The sequence below is a fragment of the Brevundimonas sp. GW822-FHT03E11 genome, from assembly GCF_058801445.1.
This window is the reverse complement of the sequence record NZ_JBXANG010000001.1, coordinates 525095-539694: the sequence shown is the minus strand read 5'-3', so window position 1 is coordinate 539694 and position 14600 is coordinate 525095. Positions and strand designations below refer to the sequence as shown.

Below are 14600 nucleotides of genomic sequence, written 5' to 3'. Positions count from 1 at the left end.
CAGGACTCCGGATTTTCCGATTACATCCCGATGGTGTCGGACCTTGACGTTCGGCACCAAGGATCTGACCCAGTGCATCCGGCTCGATCTCGACTGCGTCAGGACGCTGCCAGGGCGTGCTTCGGCGAGCGGCGGGACGTCTTCACCGTTGCGCTCGCAGGGGCGGCGCCCGAGGCGGACAGGTCGGTGAGGATCGGGCAGTCCGGCCGGTCGTCGCCTGCGCAGCACCGCGCAAGGTCGCGCAGGGTGTCGGCCATGGAGGTCATCTCGGCGATCCGCGCGTCGAGGTCGGCGACATGCTTGTCGGCGATCGCCTTCACCTCCCGGCTTGATCGGTCCCGGTCCCGCCAGAGCGAGAGCAGATGGGTGATCTCCTCGACCGAGAAGCCAAGGTTGCGGGCTCGGCGAATGAATCTCAACTCGTTCACGTCACGGTCCGAGAAGTCCCGGTAGTTGCTCTCAGTCCGGTCCGCCGGCCGGATCAGGCCGACAGACTCGTAGTAGCGGATCATCTTGGTCGAAACGCCGGTCGCCTTGGAGGCTTGGCCGATATTCATGCGACAACTCCTTCGAAGCGGGTCTTGAAGCCACGGAGGCGCAGCGCGTTGGTGAGGACGCTGACGCTGGACAGGGCCATGGCGCCGGCGGCCAGCATGGGCGACAGCAACCAGCCGAACACGGGGAAGAGCAGTCCTGCGGCGACCGGGATCAGCACTACGTTGTAGCCGAACGCCCAGACCAGGTTCTGGCGGATGTTGCGCATCGTCGCCCGCGAGAGGGCGACGGCGTTCACGGCGCCCCGCAGGTCGCCACCGGTCAGGACCACATCGGCGCTCTCGATCGCGACATCCGTGCCGCCGCCGACGGCGAGCCCGACATCGGCCGCCGCCAGAGCCGGCGCGTCATTGACGCCATCCCCCACGAAGGCGACCCGCCGGCCGCCGGTCTGAAGGGCGCGAACGGCCTCCACCTTGCCGTCCGGCAGAACTTCGGCGCGCACCTCGTCGATGCCCAAACGTCGAGCCACGGCCTCCGCGGTCCGGCGGTTGTCGCCGGTGACCATGGCCACCTTTAACCCGAGGGCGTGAAGGGCGGCGATAGCGGCGGAGGTGGTGGCCTTGATCGGATCGGCGACCGCGATGATGGCGGCGAGACGGCCGTCGATCGCGGCATAAAGGGGGCTCTTGCCTTCTTCACCCAGCCACTGCGCCTGATCGGCGAAGGCGGACAGGTCGAGGCCGAGACCGAGCATAAGGCGGTCAGCGCCGACTTGCACAAACCGGCCGCCGACCCGACCCTCGGCGCCGAAACCGGGACGCGAGGAGAAGGTGTCCGGATCAGGAACGGGAAGGCCTTGCGCCTCGGCGGCCTGAATGATGGCGCGGGCGATGGGGTGCTCCGAGCGCGTCTCCAGCCCGGCGACCAGGCTCAGCACCTCGTCCTCGATGAAGCCCTCGGCCACGGTGAGGTCGGTTAGTTCCGGCCGCCCCTCGGTCAGGGTGCCCGTCTTGTCGAAGGCGACGACCTCGACGCCCTGAAGCGCCTGAAGCGCCTCGCCCTTGCGGAACAGGACGCCGAGTTCGGCGGCGCGGCCGGTCCCGACCATGATCGAGGTCGGGGTGGCCAGTCCCATGGCGCAGGGGCAGGCGATGATGAGCACGGCGACGGCGTTGACCAGGGCGAAGCCCAGCGCCGGCTGCGGTCCGAACACCACCCAGACGCCGAAGGTCACGACAGCGATGGCGATGACAGCGGGAACGAACCAGCCGGTCACCTTGTCGACCAGCGCCTGGATCGGCAGCTTGGCGCCCTGGGCCGCCTCGACCATGCGCACGATCTGCGCCAGCACGGTCTCGGAACCCACCTTCTCGGCCCGGAAACGGAAGGCGCCCGTCGTATTGATCGTGCCGCCGACGACCTTGGCGCCCTCGACCTTCTCCACCGGGATCGGCTCGCCGGTGAGCATGGACTCGTCAACGAAGGAGGCGCCGGACAGCACCGAGCCGTCGACCGGAACGCGCTCACCGGGCCGAACCACGATCACGTCGCCTGGCGTGACCTGATCGATCGGCAGCTCGATCTCCGACCCGTCCCGCTCCACGCGCGCCGTCTTGGCTTGGAGCGTCATCAGGCGACGAATGGCCTGGCTGGTCTGCCCTTTGGCGCGGGCCTCGAACCAGCGGCCGACAAGGATCAGCGTGACGATCACGGCGGCGGCTTCGAAATAGACGTTGGCGGTTCCGGCCGGCAGCCACTGAGGGACGAAGGTGGCGACCGTCGAGAAGGCCCAGGCGGCGGTGGCGCCCAGCACGACGAGCGAGTTCATGTCCGGCGTCAGCCGGATCAGGTTGGGCACGCCCTTTCGATAGAAGCGCAGACCCGGGACGAAGAGCACGAAGGTCGCCAGCAGGAAGCTGACGATCCGCCAGGGCGTCATGCCAATCGAGTCCATAAGCCAGGCGTGGGCGCCCGGAACGAAGTGCAGCGCCATCTCGATGACGAACAGCGGCAGGGTCGCGGCGCCCGCGATGGCGACGGCACGACCGAGACTAAGGATTTCCGCCGCCCGCGACGCCTGCTCCCGATCCTCGCTGGTCGTGTCCGGCGCGGACGCCGCCTCGGCGGTGTAGCCCGCCTTGGCCACTGCATCCGTCAAGGCGCGCGAATCAGCGGCGCCCTCCAGCACCCGGACCGTGGCTCTCTCGGTCGCCAGGTTGACGCTGGCGTCCAGAACGCCCGGCGTGGCCTTCAGCGCGCGCTCGACCCGGCCGACGCAACTCGCGCAGGTCATGCCGCCGATCTTCAGTTCGATAATGCGTTCGATCGGTTCGTAGCCGGCGGAGCGGATCGCCTGGGTCACGGCCGCCGCAGACCCCACGTCATCCAGTTCCACCCGCGCACGTTCGGCGGCGAGGTTCACCGTGGCGCTTCTGACGCCGGGGGCTGCCCGGATAGCTTTCTCGACCCGCCCCACGCAACTGGCGCAGGTCATGCCGAGCACGGGAATATCGAGCGTTCGCAGGGATGTGGCGGTCATCGGGATGTCTCCAGGATGGAAGTCCCTCTCCTGATGAACGTTCCAGTCATGGGAAGGTCAAGGCCCTTTTGGGAACCTCGCGCCACGCCGCCGGTTCGCTAGGCTTCACCATTGGAGAACCACCCATGTCGATAAGACTTAAGACGGGCCTTGCCGGCGTCGCCCTAGCCGCGCTGCTGATGGCCTGCACTCCGGCTGAGGACCCCGAGACGAACGATGGCGATACGGCGGCTACGTCGTCCGATCCCGCAATGGCCGCCGGCCCGAGCGGTATGCCGGCCGGCCCTGATACGCCTTACTCTGCGGCTGAGCAGCAGATGCATCTCGCCATGAGCCGGGCGAACGGCGCGGACCCGTCGGAAACGTTCGCCCTCAAGATGATCGAGCACCACCGTGGCGGCATGGCCATATCGGAGGTGCTGATGCAGCAGAACCCCGACCCGGAGCTCCGCCAGATGGCGGAGAAGACCATGACCATGCAGCGGCAGGAGATCGCCGAACTGGAGCAATGGGTGGCCGAGCACCGCTCGGGCGCGGCCGCTCAAGCGCCGGGAACGGGTCAGCCGACTGGCTGATCAAACTCACGTCAGCGAAATCGCACGGGAGTCGAAACTCCCGTGCGAACTCGTCTCGCTGGTGGCTAGGCGGAAGAGCGCAACAGTTCGGAGGGGCCGTTCTTACCGAACCGCTTCTCGAATCTTCGGCTGCATCTCCGGGGTTAGAACGGCCGGGCGCGGAGGAAGGGGGCGCTCGCCGCGCTTCCCATCACGCTCAATCTCAGCGATGAGCAACTTCATTTCCTCGATCTCGCGGACCTGGCTGGCGATGATTTCGTCGGCCAGTTCCCTGACTCGGGGGTCGCTGATCTGCGAGTTGCTGGCGTTGTTGATGGCGATGGAGTGGTGCGGGATCATGGCGCGCATGAAGGTGGTGTCATCCACCAGGGTCTGTGCACGGTTCATATAGAGCATCAGGGCGCCGAGAATTGCGGCCGCCACGACGATGGCCACCTTCGTGCGTCTGCCCTCATACATGCTCCACATGAATCCCAGCATGATCATCGCCATGACGCAGCCCATGATGAGTGACGCCATCAGGCGGTTGAGGCTGAACAGTGCATGGTCGAGGCTGTAGACCAGCTGATACATCAAGAAGAACATCACGACCGTCGAGGTCGCGATCATCGCCGCGAAGCGGCCCCAGCTCATTTTCATCTTCCACGCTCCCGGAATATCGCTGTCGTCCGGCCAACGCGAACAAACGTGGCCTGTTCCAGAAAGCCCCAGCCGACAGGGCCGGGGTAGGTGGCGCCCCCGCCGGCCCAGGTCGGATCAATGCGCATGACGCCTGTGCACCACCGCGTGCCCCTTGCCTCGCGAAATCAGCCAGCGATTGACGGGGAAGGCGACGGCGCCTGCAATCACGAGCGCGGCTCCGAGGCTGCCCCAGAACAGAAACGAGTCCAGATGTGCGTCCATCGCGCCGGGAATGACCAGCATGATGGCGTTGTCGACGATCTCCATGATGGCGATCGAGACAGTGTCCGCCGCCAGAGCCAGCTTCAGAACCGCCCCGAACGCCAGTCCGGCCCGCAGCAACGGGATCATGGTGAAGGCATAGCCGAAGAGGAAGGCGAGCCCCACGGCCAGGCCGATGGTCGACAGGGCGCTCCATCCGAGCGCCGTTCCAATAACCATCCCCAGCACCTCTCCCACGGCGCAGCCTGAAAGACAGTGCAGCGTAGCGGTAAAGGCGAGACGGTTCAGCGAGGTGCCGTGGGCTTGGACCTGCCCGGCAGGCGTCGTCGAATGGCTGTGGTGTTCATGATACATCATCGTTCTCCTCCGCGCCTCTGCTGCCCCTTCCCATCATGGCAAGGTCAAGTCCGTAGTTGCCCCTTGACCCTCCCACGCTGGGAAACCCCACCTGCCTCATCGTCGATCAACAAAGGAGATGACGATGATCGAGCTAAAGGTTGAACGCATGAGATGCGGCGGCTGCGCCGCGACGGTGAGGGCCGCCGTGGCCGAGGTGGCGCCAGAAGCCCGGATGGAGATCGAGATCGCCACCGGGACGCTGCGGGTGGAAGGCGAGGCCGACGAAGCCCGCGTCCGGGCCGCTATCGAGCGAGCCGGCTACGGCGTCGCATAAGGGTGTCGCGGCCGGTCCTTGGATCGGCCGCGATCCTCCCTCACGAGGGAAGCGCCCGTATCGCGCGTAGTGAAGCAAAGGGCCGGAAGCGGCCGAATGTCTGGAGACTGAGTATGCGTAACTTCAATTCCGCGCCCTTCATCGCCGTCGCGGCGGCCGCGGCCTTCATCGCTGGGCCGGCGGCGGCCCACGCCCGTCTCGTCAGCGCGACGCCCGCGCCCAACTCGGCTGTGGCGTCGACCCGAACGCTCACCCTGACCTTTAGCGAGCGCACGGTTCCCGCCTTCTCCGGCTTCGACGTCGTCAATGCGGCGGGGGACAAGGTCGCGATCCGCACTTTGGTCGGCGAGGACGGCAAGACACTGACCGGCACTCTCGCCCGTCCGCTGGCCGCCGGCGCCTATCGCGTCGATTGGCGCATCGCATCGAGCGACGGGCACCGCATGACGGGTTCCTACACCTTCTCGGTGCGTTGACGCCGTGCTCGAAGTCGCGGTCATCGCCCTCCGCTGGCTTCAATACAGCGGCGCTGTCGTCTTGCTCGGCGCGCCGCTGTTCCTGCTCTACAGCTTCAGGCGGGACGACGGTCCGAACCTGACCTGGGCGCGGCAGACGCTGGCCTTCGCCGCGATCGTGGTCGGACTTGGATCGCTTGCCGCCTTGGTGGCCCAGACCGCCGTCATGGCGGGTTCCCTGAGCGAAGCGGTCAAGCCAGCGTCCCTGTCCTTCATGATCACCGGGACCGGACTTGGCATGGCCATGGTGGCGCGGGCCGCGATCGCCCTCCTTGGCCTTGTCGTGGTTGTCGCCTTGACGCCTGGCAGGGCGATCTGGTGGCTGATGGTGGTCCTTGGACTCCTTGTCGCCGCCAGCTTTGCCTGGACCGGCCACGGCGCGGCGACCGAAGGACCGGGTGGCGTCATCCATCTCGTCGCCGACGTCATCCACACGGTCGCAGCAGCCTTGTGGCTGGGAGCCTTGGCCGCCCTGACGATCCTGCTGCTGCGCCGAACCGCGCAGGACGATCTCGCGATTCATAGAGCCCTGCACGGGTTCGCCGGGCTGGGGACCCTCGCCGTTGCTCTGTTGGTGGTGACGGGCTTGGCGAACAGCTGGTTCCTGGTCGGCCCGGAGCGGCTCGAAGGCTTGGGAACCAACCTCTATGGGCAGTTGCTGATCGCCAAGCTGGTGCTGTTCGTCCTGATGCTGGCGTTGGCGGCGGACAATCGCTACCGCCTCACGCCCTCGCTCGGGCTGAAGCTGCAGGGCGCGGAAGATCCAGTCGCGGCCCTCCAGCGGCTTCGACGCAGCATCGCGGTCGAGGCCGCGCTTGGCGCCGCCATCCTTGGACTCGTCGCCGTCATGGGAACGCTTCCGCCGCCAGCCGCGCTGTAGCCCCTCTACGCAGGCGCGCCCGACTCCCCTCGCGCCGCCCTCCTCACCTTTATGTTCTGGAACCGCCCGAACGAAGGCGGGTTGGCTTCGCATCCCCAGCCAAGGAGAGCGCCATGCACGCCCAAGAGATGATAAGCACCCACCCGCACGTCAGGGGTTCGGTCAACACCGCCCTCGCGCGGTGCATCGACGAATGTTATGACTGCGCCCAATCCTGCGTGATCTGCGCTGACGCCTGTCTCGGCGAGGAGATGGTGCAAAGCCTGCTCCAGTGCATTCGACTGAACCAGGACTGTGCTGACATCTGCACTGCGGCTGGCGCCGTCGCCTCTCGCCGGACGGGCTCGAACGAAGGAGTCATTCGGCTGACCTTGCAGGCGTGCGCCGAAGCTTGCCGGCTGTGCGCCGAGGAGTGTGAGCGCCACGCGGACATGCATGAACACTGCCGCATCTGCGCCGAGTCTTGCCGCCGCTGCGAAGAGGCCTGCAACGCCGCTTTTCAGAGCGTTCAGTAGGGCGAGCCAGGCGGCGGCTGGCAGGCCTTCGGTGACGAGCCTTCACGCATCGCCGTATCCTCGTCTAGCGAGGCGCGCGTGACGACCAGTGGATGTGGTGGATGCGCCAGCCGTCGGCGTGCCGCTTGAGGACCATCGTCTCCGTCGTGAGTCGATCCACGGCGCGGCCGTTGAACTGGCCAGTCGTGCGGCCCTCGCTGGTGATCCACGCGATGTCGCCGTCGGCCCAGCCCGATCTGCGCGCCACCGTCGCCTCCGAGGCGGCGGCGAAGGCGGCGTCCGCTCCCAGGTGATGGGACGCATATTCGTCGCGCGACCGCTCCGCGCCGCCTTCTTCGAAGATCATCACATCGGGCGCCAGAAGCGTCAGCGCGCCGACCGTGTCGCCGGCCTTGAGTGCGGCGTGGAAGGCATCGACGGCGGTGGCCGCGTCCGCCGCTTCCGCAGCGACCGCGCCTGGGTCGGAGTGGCCGTGGGCGTGGTCCTGGGCGAAAGCGGGTGTCGCCGAGAGCACAGCGAACGACAGGACGAGGGCAAGGGGTGTGCGAGACATGGCAAGCTCCGGATTGTGGATCACCTGAATGGCCTGAGCATCAGGCCGGTCGGTTGTGGCGATTGAACACGCGGGTGGCTCCTGATCGGAGCACCAGCAAAGTGTCGTAAGGTTCCTTGTGCCCCTGGGGCGTCTCCATGCCGGGCGAACCGAGCGGCATGGCCGGCACGGCGATGCCTACCGCCGTCGGTCGCTCGGCCAGCAGCCGGACGACGTCAGCAGCCGGCACATGACCCTCGACGAGATAGCCGTCGATCAGCCCAGTATGACAGGAGGCCAGGGCGTCCGGCATTCCTCGACTGCTGCGGACTGACTGGAGGCTCGGAAGAACCGTGATGGTGGTGCTGAAGCCTGCCTCGCGCATGTGCGCGATCCAGGCGTCGCAGCAAGCGCAGGTCGGCGTCTTGAAGACCGTCAGGTTCCTCGACGGGCGCGTCTGGGCGCAGGCCGTTCCGCTCAAGCCGATGAGGACCCCCGCGCCCAGGAACAGGCGACGGTTCAGGTTCGCAGGGTTCAAAAGGGTTCTCCCTGATCGCTGTGAACGGATCGTTTGGCTTCGATGGGGTCGGCGCGCTGCGGCGCCATCCGCCCCCGGAGCCAGCGGCGGCCGGGCTGCTCGACGAGGACATGGATGGCGGCGGCGACGACGAGCGTCAACACCAGCATGGCGATGAGTTCAACTACGCCCATCCGGTAATCTCCGGGCCAACCCGCGACGGCCTGCGCCGCATTGCGCCAGACCATCAGGATGGGGATGTGGACGAGGTAGAGCGCGAACGAGGCTTCGCCGGCGAACAGGGCGACGGGGTGGGAAAGGAAGGTCCGAACGTCCGCCTTGGCCAACAACGCGAGCGACAGGATGAAGGGCCCAGCGGCCGCCACGATGATGCGATCGTCGGCCCCGATCTGCATCAAGGCGAGCAGCGCGACCGTGGCGGCGAGAGCACCTATGACCGACACGCGCGCTGAAGGCGTCCAGCGCTGCCCGAGGTAGTAGAGACCGATGCCGTAGAGGAATTCAGGGATGATCCGCAGGATGCCCATGCTGTCTTCGGCCCGAGGCAGCACGCGTCCGAACTGCACGCGATAGATCGCATCCAGCGCGACGAACAGTATCGCGGCGAGCGCGATCAGCACCCATGGTCGGGCCCGCAGTCGTAACGCCAAGGCGGCGTAGGCGGGAAACGCGAGATAGGCGAACCACTCCGCAGACAGTGACCATGCCGGTCCATTCCAGAGCACCAGGGTCTCACGCGGAAACCAGGCCTGGACGAGCAGGAGGGTGCCGACGAAGTCTGCGGGATTGAACCGGCCTGGCTCCAGCCCGACCCCGAACAGGGGCGCCGCAAGCACGAGCCCCAGCATGGCCAGCAGGATGAACAGGTGGGCCGGATAAATCCGCGCGAACCGCGCCGCCAGGAACCGCCGATAGTCCAGCGGCCGGTCCCCTTGCAGATAGACGTGCGTCAGGATGAAGCCCGACAGGATGAAAAAGACGTCCACACCCAAGCGCGCGCGGTTCAACAAGCCTGCGCTCTCCGGCGGCAGCGTCCAGTAGAGTTGGTAATGGAACAGCACGACGCCGAGCGCGAGGAAGAACCTGACGCCGGTGAGCGGATCGAGCACATCGGGAAACGGAGCCCTCGCGGGGCCTGACCAGGCGCTCACATCGCTTCCCCCGGATGACAGGGCCGTTCCCGGTCGTTCTCTGATATCTACGCGGGCGACGGCTCGCCCCCTCGCGAGGGAAAGATTCAGCGGGCGCGTATGGGAGAGGGGGCGTGACGCAGGTGCGCAATGACTGACGACATAGACAGACTGATCGGCCAGGTCGCGCCGGGCGACATCGCCGGGCTCGCAGGCGTGGAGGAAGAGGTCTGGGCGCGGATCAGCGAACGCGGAGCGCGGGCTCGTATGGGGCAGGTCCGGCTCGCCGCCATCGCCTTCGCCCTGGTGATCGGCATCGCAAACGGAGGTTTGATGCTCGTGGCGCCCCGACCGGGGCCGTCCGAGTTGCGGGTTTTCACCGTGTCGGCCGGGCTCTCACCCTTCGCCGGTCTGGAGGCTCGCGGATGAGGGCGACGTGGAAGGCCATCGTCATGACCGCGGTTTTGGCGGCCCTGGCCAGCGGCGCGGCGACCTGGGCAAGCGCGGCCTGGATCATGCGCGAGCGCCAACCGCCGAGTCTGCACAGCGTCCTTCATGAAAAGCTCGATCTGAGCGCCGAGCAGGATCGCCGGCTCGACGTCATCGAGGCCCGCTTCGCCGCGAGGCGACCGGCGTTAGAGGCGGAAGTCCGCGCCGCCAATCGCGAACTGTCGGCTGCGATCGCAGCCAGCGATGGCGATACGCCCCAGGTCCAGGCCGCAGTCGATCATTTCCACGCCGCCATGGGAGATCTGCAGAAGGCGACCATCGCCCATGTCTTCGAGATGCGATCGGTGTTGACACCGGCTCAGGCCGAGGTGTTCGACGCCGCGGTGGTCGACGCCCTGCGCGACGACGCCGGCTAAGCGCGGCGCGTGGGGGCCGAAGACAGCATAGAGGCCCGTGCGGCGCGCGGCGATGCAGCCGCATTCACCGCCCTGATGACCGCGTCGAAGGCCGAGCTCTACAGGTTCGTTCGCCGCTATGTCGGCGACGAGGCCGAGGCTCACGACGTGCTTCAGGAAGCCTACGCCTCCGCCTGGCTGGCCTTGCGGCGGTATGATCCGGCGCGGCCATTCGACGTCTGGCTCCGCTCCATCGCCCTGAACAAATGCCGCGATTGGAGCCGTCGGCGTGCGGTGCGCCGTGTCGTGCGAGGGGTCATGGGACTGGATGCGCCCGAGGCGACCGCGGTCGGCGACGAGGCGCCCCTGCCGGAGACCCGTCTGGACGACCGGCGCAGGGCCGAGGCCCTGCAACGGGCGCTGTCCGACCTGCCGGACGCCCTCAAGGCGCCGCTCCTGCTCGCCACGCTCGAAGGGCGGTCTCATGCCGAGATCGCCTCTATCCTGCGCATTACGCCCAAGGCCGTGGAGACTCGCGTGGCTCGCGCTCGCAGGAAACTGGCGGAGGCGCTGGCCTGGTCGCCGAACGCAGACGCTTGACCTTGCCATGATGGGAAGGTGCACAAGGCCACGATCGCGTTGGCTGTGGCGTCCTGACGCAAGGGGCGCGTAGCCGGGATGCGTATCTAAACGAACGGCCGAACAGCCGACCAAGGATTCAATCGCCCATGTCGACCCCAAGTCTCGATCGCCGAATGCTTCTCCGTGGCGCCGCCGCCGGCGGTGGGCTGCTGGGGCTGCAGGGCCTGCTGCCGGCCTGGGCGCAGACCGGCTCGGCCGGCCTGCGGGCGGACATGCCGACGCTGACCGGGCCGAACGTCGATCTGACGGTCGGCCACTCGCCGTTCACCGTCGGAGGTCGGACGGGGCACGCGATTACCATCAACGGCGTCCTGCCGGCGCCGCTGCTTCGCCTGCGGGAGGGCCAGAACGTCCGGCTGTCGGTGGCCAACACCCTGGACGAGGACACTTCGATCCACTGGCACGGCTTGCTGGTGCCGTTCCAGATGGACGGCGTGCCCGGCATCAGCTTCCCTGGCATCAAGGCGCGTGAGACCTTCGTCTACGAGTTCCCGATCCGGCAGTCGGGGACGTTCTGGTACCACAGCCACTCCAATCTCCAGGAGGCGATGGGCCACTATGGACCGATCATCATCGATCCGGCGGGCGCCGATCCCGTCGCCTACGATCGAGAGCATGTACTGGTGCTGTCGGACTGGAGTTTCATGCACCCGCACGAAATCCTGGACAAGCTGAAGAAGAGTCCCGGCTATTTCAACCAGCAGCGAACGACCCTCGCAGGCCTGCTCGACGGCAGCGACCGGATGAGCCTGGAGGAGCGCCGCATGTGGGGCCAGATGCGGATGGACCCGCGCGACATCCTCGACGTCAACGGATCGACCTACACCTACCTCATCAACGGCCACGGACCGCAGGAGAACTGGACCGGGCTGTTCCGGCCCGGCGAGCGGGTCCGGCTGCGCGTCATCAACGCCTCGGCCATGTCGATATTTAACGTGCGTATTCCGGGGCTACCGATGACGGTGGTGCAGGCCGACGGGGAGAATGTGCGCCCGGTCGAGACCGACGAGTTCCAAATTTCGGTGGCGGAGACCTACGACGTCATCGTTCGGCCGACCGAGGACCGCGCCTACACCATCGTCTCGGAAGCCATCGACCGTTCCGGCATGGGCCGGGCGACCCTGGCGCCGCGCCTGGGCATGACCGCCGAGGTCCCGCCACTGCGTGAAGTCCCGAACCTGACGATGCGCGACATGGGCATGGGCGGGATGGACCACGGTTCGATGGACGGTATGTCCGGGATGGATCATGGCGCGATGACCGGCATGGATCATGGAGCCTCGACGCAAGGCGGGGCTCCGGCGGGAGACATGGCCGGAATGTCCATGGCCGGAATGAACATGCGCGACCCCGAGAACGCTCCGCCGGACATGGCGGTCGGCGTCGGCGTAGACGCCATCGCCATGGACCCGGCCAATCGCCTGGGTGAACGGCCGATCGGGCTGGAGGACGTGCCGCACCGGGTGCTGGTCTACACCGATCTGGTGTCCCTCGCCCCCAACAAGGACCAGCGGGCCCCGTCTCGTACCATGGAAATCCATCTGACGGGCAATATGGAGCGGTTCATGTGGGGCTTCGATGGCCGCAAGTTCAGCGAGCTGGTCGAGCCCATCCGCTTCGAGCGCAACGAGCGAGTGCGGGTGACCCTGGTCAACGACACCATGATGGCCCACCCAATCCACCTGCACGGCCACTTCTTTGAACTGGTCACAGGCGGCCCGGCCGGGCACCAGCCGCTCAAACACACCGTCAACGTCGCGCCCGGCGGCAAGGTGACCTTCGATCTGACCGCCGACGCGCCTGGCGACTGGGCCTTCCACTGCCACATGCTGATGCACATGCACGCCGGGATGTTCAACGTCGTCACTGTGCGGCCCATGGACGGAGCCGCGTCATGAACCGCGTCGCCATCGCCCTCGCGCCGCTGATCCTCGCGGCCAGCCCTTTCAGCGCCCAGGCCCAGGACCCTCATGCAGGCCATGCCATGCCGGCGCCAACACGGCCCGCGGCCGAACCGGCCCCCCGCCCCCAAACGCCGGCCCGGCCGACGGCGCAGGACCCGCACGCGGGCCATGTCATGGCCCCCGCCCAAACCGCGCCGGTGAGCGATCCTCACGCCGGCCATCAGATGCCGGCTCAGCCCGCGACGCTGGATCCGCACGCGGGGCACGACATGTCGACAATGCCGCCTGTCGAGCAGATTGATCCGCACGCGGGCCACGACATGTCGACCATGACCCCCGCCCAAGCCGACCCTCACGCCGGCCACGACATGTCGGCGATGAGCATGGGGCCGCCGGACGTGCCGACCAGCGCCGACAACCCTGGGAGGCCGCCAGAGGACCCGCTTCCAGTCGCGGCCCTCGCCGGTCCGGCCCACGCGGCTGACCTGGTCTTCGGAACCGAGGCCATGGCAGCCGCCCGTCAGATCCTGGTGCGCGAGAACGGCGACGTGCGCACCACGGCTGTCATCATCGACCGCCTCGAAGCTGGGTTCGGCGACGACAAAGAGACCTATCTCTGGGACGTCCAGGGCTGGACCGGCGGAGACATTAATCGCTTCTGGTGGAAGTCGGAAGGCGAGGGCGACTTCGGGGGCGATCTCGAAGAAGCCGAACTCCAGGCGCTCTACAGCCGCGCGGTCACGCCGTTCTGGGACGTTCAGGCGGGCGTACGCCAGGATTTCCGACCCGACGGCGAGGACACGACCCATCTTGTCCTCGGGCTTCAGGGACTGGCCCCTTACTGGTGGGAGATCGACGCTGCGGCCTTTCTGTCGACCGAGGGCGACCTGACCGCCCGCGTCGAGGCCGAGTACGACCAGCGCATAACCCAGCGCCTGATCCTCCAGCCGCGCCTCGAAATCGACGTCTCCGCCAGCGAGATTCCAGAACTGGAGATCGGCTCCGGCCTGTCCTCGGTCGAGGCAGGCCTGCGGCTGCGCTACGAGTTCCGCAAGGAGTTCGCGCCCTACGTCGGCGTCGAGTGGAGCCGCGCGCTTGGAGACACCGCCGATTACATTGAGGCCCGGGGCGGCGAGCCCGACGACACCCGCTTCGTCGTCGGTCTCAAGGCCTGGTTCTAGATTGAAGGAGACCTTCCCATGATCCGCACTCTCGCCATCACAGCCGCGCTCGCGTTCGCCGGAGCCGCCGCCGCGCAGGATCCGCATGCGGGCCACACCATGCAGGCCCCGGCGGCAGCGCCCCAGTCGGGCGTCACAACGGTCCCCGCTGACGGCGCGATGACCCATGGCTCGCCTGAGCGGTTCAGCGTGACCTTTCCCCATCCGATGATCCTGAAGACGGTGACTTTTACTGCGCAGGGTCAGGCACCGATCGTCGTCGATGTCCCAGCGGCCGCGGCCGAATCGACCGTCGAGGTTGCGTTGCCGCGCCTCGCGCCGGGGACCTATACCGCGGCGTGGACCGCCGAAGGCGCGGACGGCCACGAGATGTCCGGCTCAATTCGCTTCATGGTTCACTAGGAGGACGACGATGAATGTTTCCAAACTGCTGGCGGCGGCCGGGGCGGCGTTCGTGCTGAGCGCTGGCGCGGCGCTCGCGGCCGAAGGCTGCGAATGCTGCAAGGACATGGCGGCCGACGCCGAGATGAAGTGCTGTGACGAGACCCCTTCAGCTCAGGAAGAACCGGCGCCGCCGTCGCAGCCGGCGACCGGTTCGGCTTCGACCTCCGCGCCGGAAACCGTTCCTCATAGCTGACGTCCTGGCCGGAAGCCGGGCGTTTTAGTCCTGATCGCTGCCGCCGTGCGTCCGCCGGCTCAGGACTGCCGCCCTTTCTGTTCCTGAACTCGC

Annotated in this window: 19 protein-coding genes; 12 read left to right on the top strand and 7 right to left on the bottom strand. The window is 67.2% G+C overall.

Translation table 11 applies throughout. The features are described from left to right. Nucleotides 1-98: 98 nt before the first annotated feature. A complete protein-coding gene (cueR, locus tag AC1RKE_RS02760; protein WP_292259787.1) occupies nucleotides 99-557 on the bottom strand; it encodes a Cu(I)-responsive transcriptional regulator in 459 nt (152 codons plus the stop codon). Continuing rightward, nucleotides 554-3037, bottom strand: a complete 2484-nt coding sequence (locus AC1RKE_RS02755) for a heavy metal translocating P-type ATPase (RefSeq protein WP_492896313.1) — start codon at nucleotides 3035-3037, stop codon at nucleotides 554-556. Before AC1RKE_RS02755 ends, cueR begins: the two co-directional genes overlap by 4 nt. Nucleotides 3038-3162: 125 nt before the next feature. On the opposite strand from AC1RKE_RS02755, the gene AC1RKE_RS02750 reads away from it, so the two are divergent. After that, the gene (locus AC1RKE_RS02750) at nucleotides 3163-3612 is read left to right on the top strand and encodes a DUF305 domain-containing protein (protein WP_292259784.1); all 450 of its coding nucleotides are present in this window, start codon (nucleotides 3163-3165) and stop codon (nucleotides 3610-3612) included. A gap of 102 nt (nucleotides 3613-3714) precedes the next feature. Here the strand turns inward: AC1RKE_RS02750 and AC1RKE_RS02745 are convergent, their stop codons facing one another. Both AC1RKE_RS02745 and AC1RKE_RS02740 read right to left on the bottom strand, forming a co-directional pair. Beyond that, nucleotides 3715-4245, bottom strand: a complete 531-nt coding sequence (locus AC1RKE_RS02745) for a DUF305 domain-containing protein (protein WP_492896311.1) — start codon at nucleotides 4243-4245, stop codon at nucleotides 3715-3717. A 123-nt stretch (nucleotides 4246-4368) separates the two neighbouring features. Further along, complete coding sequence (locus tag AC1RKE_RS02740; RefSeq protein ID WP_292259781.1) at nucleotides 4369-4872, bottom strand: DUF4396 domain-containing protein; 504 nt, start codon at nucleotides 4870-4872, stop codon at nucleotides 4369-4371. 124 nt (nucleotides 4873-4996) lie between these two features. On the opposite strand from AC1RKE_RS02740, the gene AC1RKE_RS02735 reads away from it, so the two are divergent. From AC1RKE_RS02735 to AC1RKE_RS02720, 4 genes are all read left to right on the top strand, one after another. Continuing rightward, complete coding sequence (locus AC1RKE_RS02735; RefSeq protein WP_492896309.1) at nucleotides 4997-5188, top strand: heavy-metal-associated domain-containing protein; 192 nt, start codon at nucleotides 4997-4999, stop codon at nucleotides 5186-5188. A gap of 113 nt (nucleotides 5189-5301) precedes the next feature. After that, a complete protein-coding gene (gene copC, locus AC1RKE_RS02730) occupies nucleotides 5302-5664 on the top strand; it encodes a copper homeostasis periplasmic binding protein CopC (protein WP_175359349.1) in 363 nt (120 codons plus the stop codon). 4 nt (nucleotides 5665-5668) lie between these two features. After that, nucleotides 5669-6583, top strand: a complete 915-nt coding sequence (gene copD / locus AC1RKE_RS02725) for a copper homeostasis membrane protein CopD (RefSeq protein WP_492896307.1) — start codon at nucleotides 5669-5671, stop codon at nucleotides 6581-6583. A gap of 113 nt (nucleotides 6584-6696) precedes the next feature. After that, nucleotides 6697-7098: a four-helix bundle copper-binding protein gene (locus tag AC1RKE_RS02720; protein ID WP_175359347.1), complete on the top strand. Its 402-nt coding sequence runs from the start codon at nucleotides 6697-6699 to the stop codon at nucleotides 7096-7098. Nucleotides 7099-7162: 64 nt separating this feature from the next. On the opposite strand, the gene AC1RKE_RS02715 is transcribed toward AC1RKE_RS02720, so the two are convergent. From AC1RKE_RS02715 to AC1RKE_RS02705, 3 genes are read right to left on the bottom strand one after another with little or no spacing between them, the layout of a single operon-like run. Then, nucleotides 7163-7651, bottom strand: coding sequence for a YybH family protein (locus tag AC1RKE_RS02715; RefSeq protein WP_175359346.1), 489 nt, complete (start codon nucleotides 7649-7651; stop codon nucleotides 7163-7165). Nucleotides 7652-7691: 40 nt separating this feature from the next. After that, nucleotides 7692-8168, bottom strand: coding sequence for a DUF411 domain-containing protein (locus AC1RKE_RS02710; RefSeq protein WP_175359345.1), 477 nt, complete (start codon nucleotides 8166-8168; stop codon nucleotides 7692-7694). Further along, the gene (locus tag AC1RKE_RS02705; protein WP_175359344.1) at nucleotides 8165-9277 is read right to left on the bottom strand and encodes an acyltransferase family protein; all 1113 of its coding nucleotides are present in this window, start codon (nucleotides 9275-9277) and stop codon (nucleotides 8165-8167) included. The genes AC1RKE_RS02710 and AC1RKE_RS02705 overlap by 4 nt, the downstream gene beginning before the upstream one ends. Nucleotides 9278-9448: 171 nt before the next feature. Here AC1RKE_RS02705 and AC1RKE_RS02700 point away from each other — a divergent pair, with 171 nt between their 5' ends. The 7 genes from AC1RKE_RS02700 to AC1RKE_RS02670 all read left to right on the top strand — a co-directional run bounded on the left by AC1RKE_RS02700 (nucleotide 9449) and on the right by AC1RKE_RS02670 (nucleotide 14507). Continuing rightward, a complete protein-coding gene (locus AC1RKE_RS02700; protein ID WP_175359343.1) occupies nucleotides 9449-9727 on the top strand; it encodes a hypothetical protein in 279 nt (92 codons plus the stop codon). Next, the gene (locus tag AC1RKE_RS02695; protein WP_175359342.1) at nucleotides 9724-10164 is read left to right on the top strand and encodes a Spy/CpxP family protein refolding chaperone; all 441 of its coding nucleotides are present in this window, start codon (nucleotides 9724-9726) and stop codon (nucleotides 10162-10164) included. The genes AC1RKE_RS02700 and AC1RKE_RS02695 overlap by 4 nt, the downstream gene beginning before the upstream one ends. A 9-nt stretch (nucleotides 10165-10173) precedes the next feature. Next, on the top strand, nucleotides 10174-10743 hold the full coding sequence (locus AC1RKE_RS02690; RefSeq protein ID WP_175359341.1) for an RNA polymerase sigma factor: 570 nt from the start codon (nucleotides 10174-10176) through the stop codon (nucleotides 10741-10743). Between the two features lie 128 nt (nucleotides 10744-10871). Continuing rightward, nucleotides 10872-12683, top strand: coding sequence for a copper resistance system multicopper oxidase (locus AC1RKE_RS02685; RefSeq protein ID WP_492896303.1), 1812 nt, complete (start codon nucleotides 10872-10874; stop codon nucleotides 12681-12683). Next, the gene (locus AC1RKE_RS02680; RefSeq protein ID WP_492896301.1) at nucleotides 12680-13870 is read left to right on the top strand and encodes a copper resistance protein B; all 1191 of its coding nucleotides are present in this window, start codon (nucleotides 12680-12682) and stop codon (nucleotides 13868-13870) included. Before AC1RKE_RS02685 ends, AC1RKE_RS02680 begins: the two co-directional genes overlap by 4 nt. 18 nt (nucleotides 13871-13888) lie before the next feature. After that, complete coding sequence (locus tag AC1RKE_RS02675; RefSeq protein WP_175359338.1) at nucleotides 13889-14272, top strand: copper resistance CopC family protein; 384 nt, start codon at nucleotides 13889-13891, stop codon at nucleotides 14270-14272. Nucleotides 14273-14282: 10 nt separating this feature from the next. Beyond that, nucleotides 14283-14507, top strand: coding sequence for an ammonium transporter family protein (locus AC1RKE_RS02670; RefSeq protein ID WP_175359337.1), 225 nt, complete (start codon nucleotides 14283-14285; stop codon nucleotides 14505-14507). Nucleotides 14508-14600 lie beyond the last annotated feature (93 nt).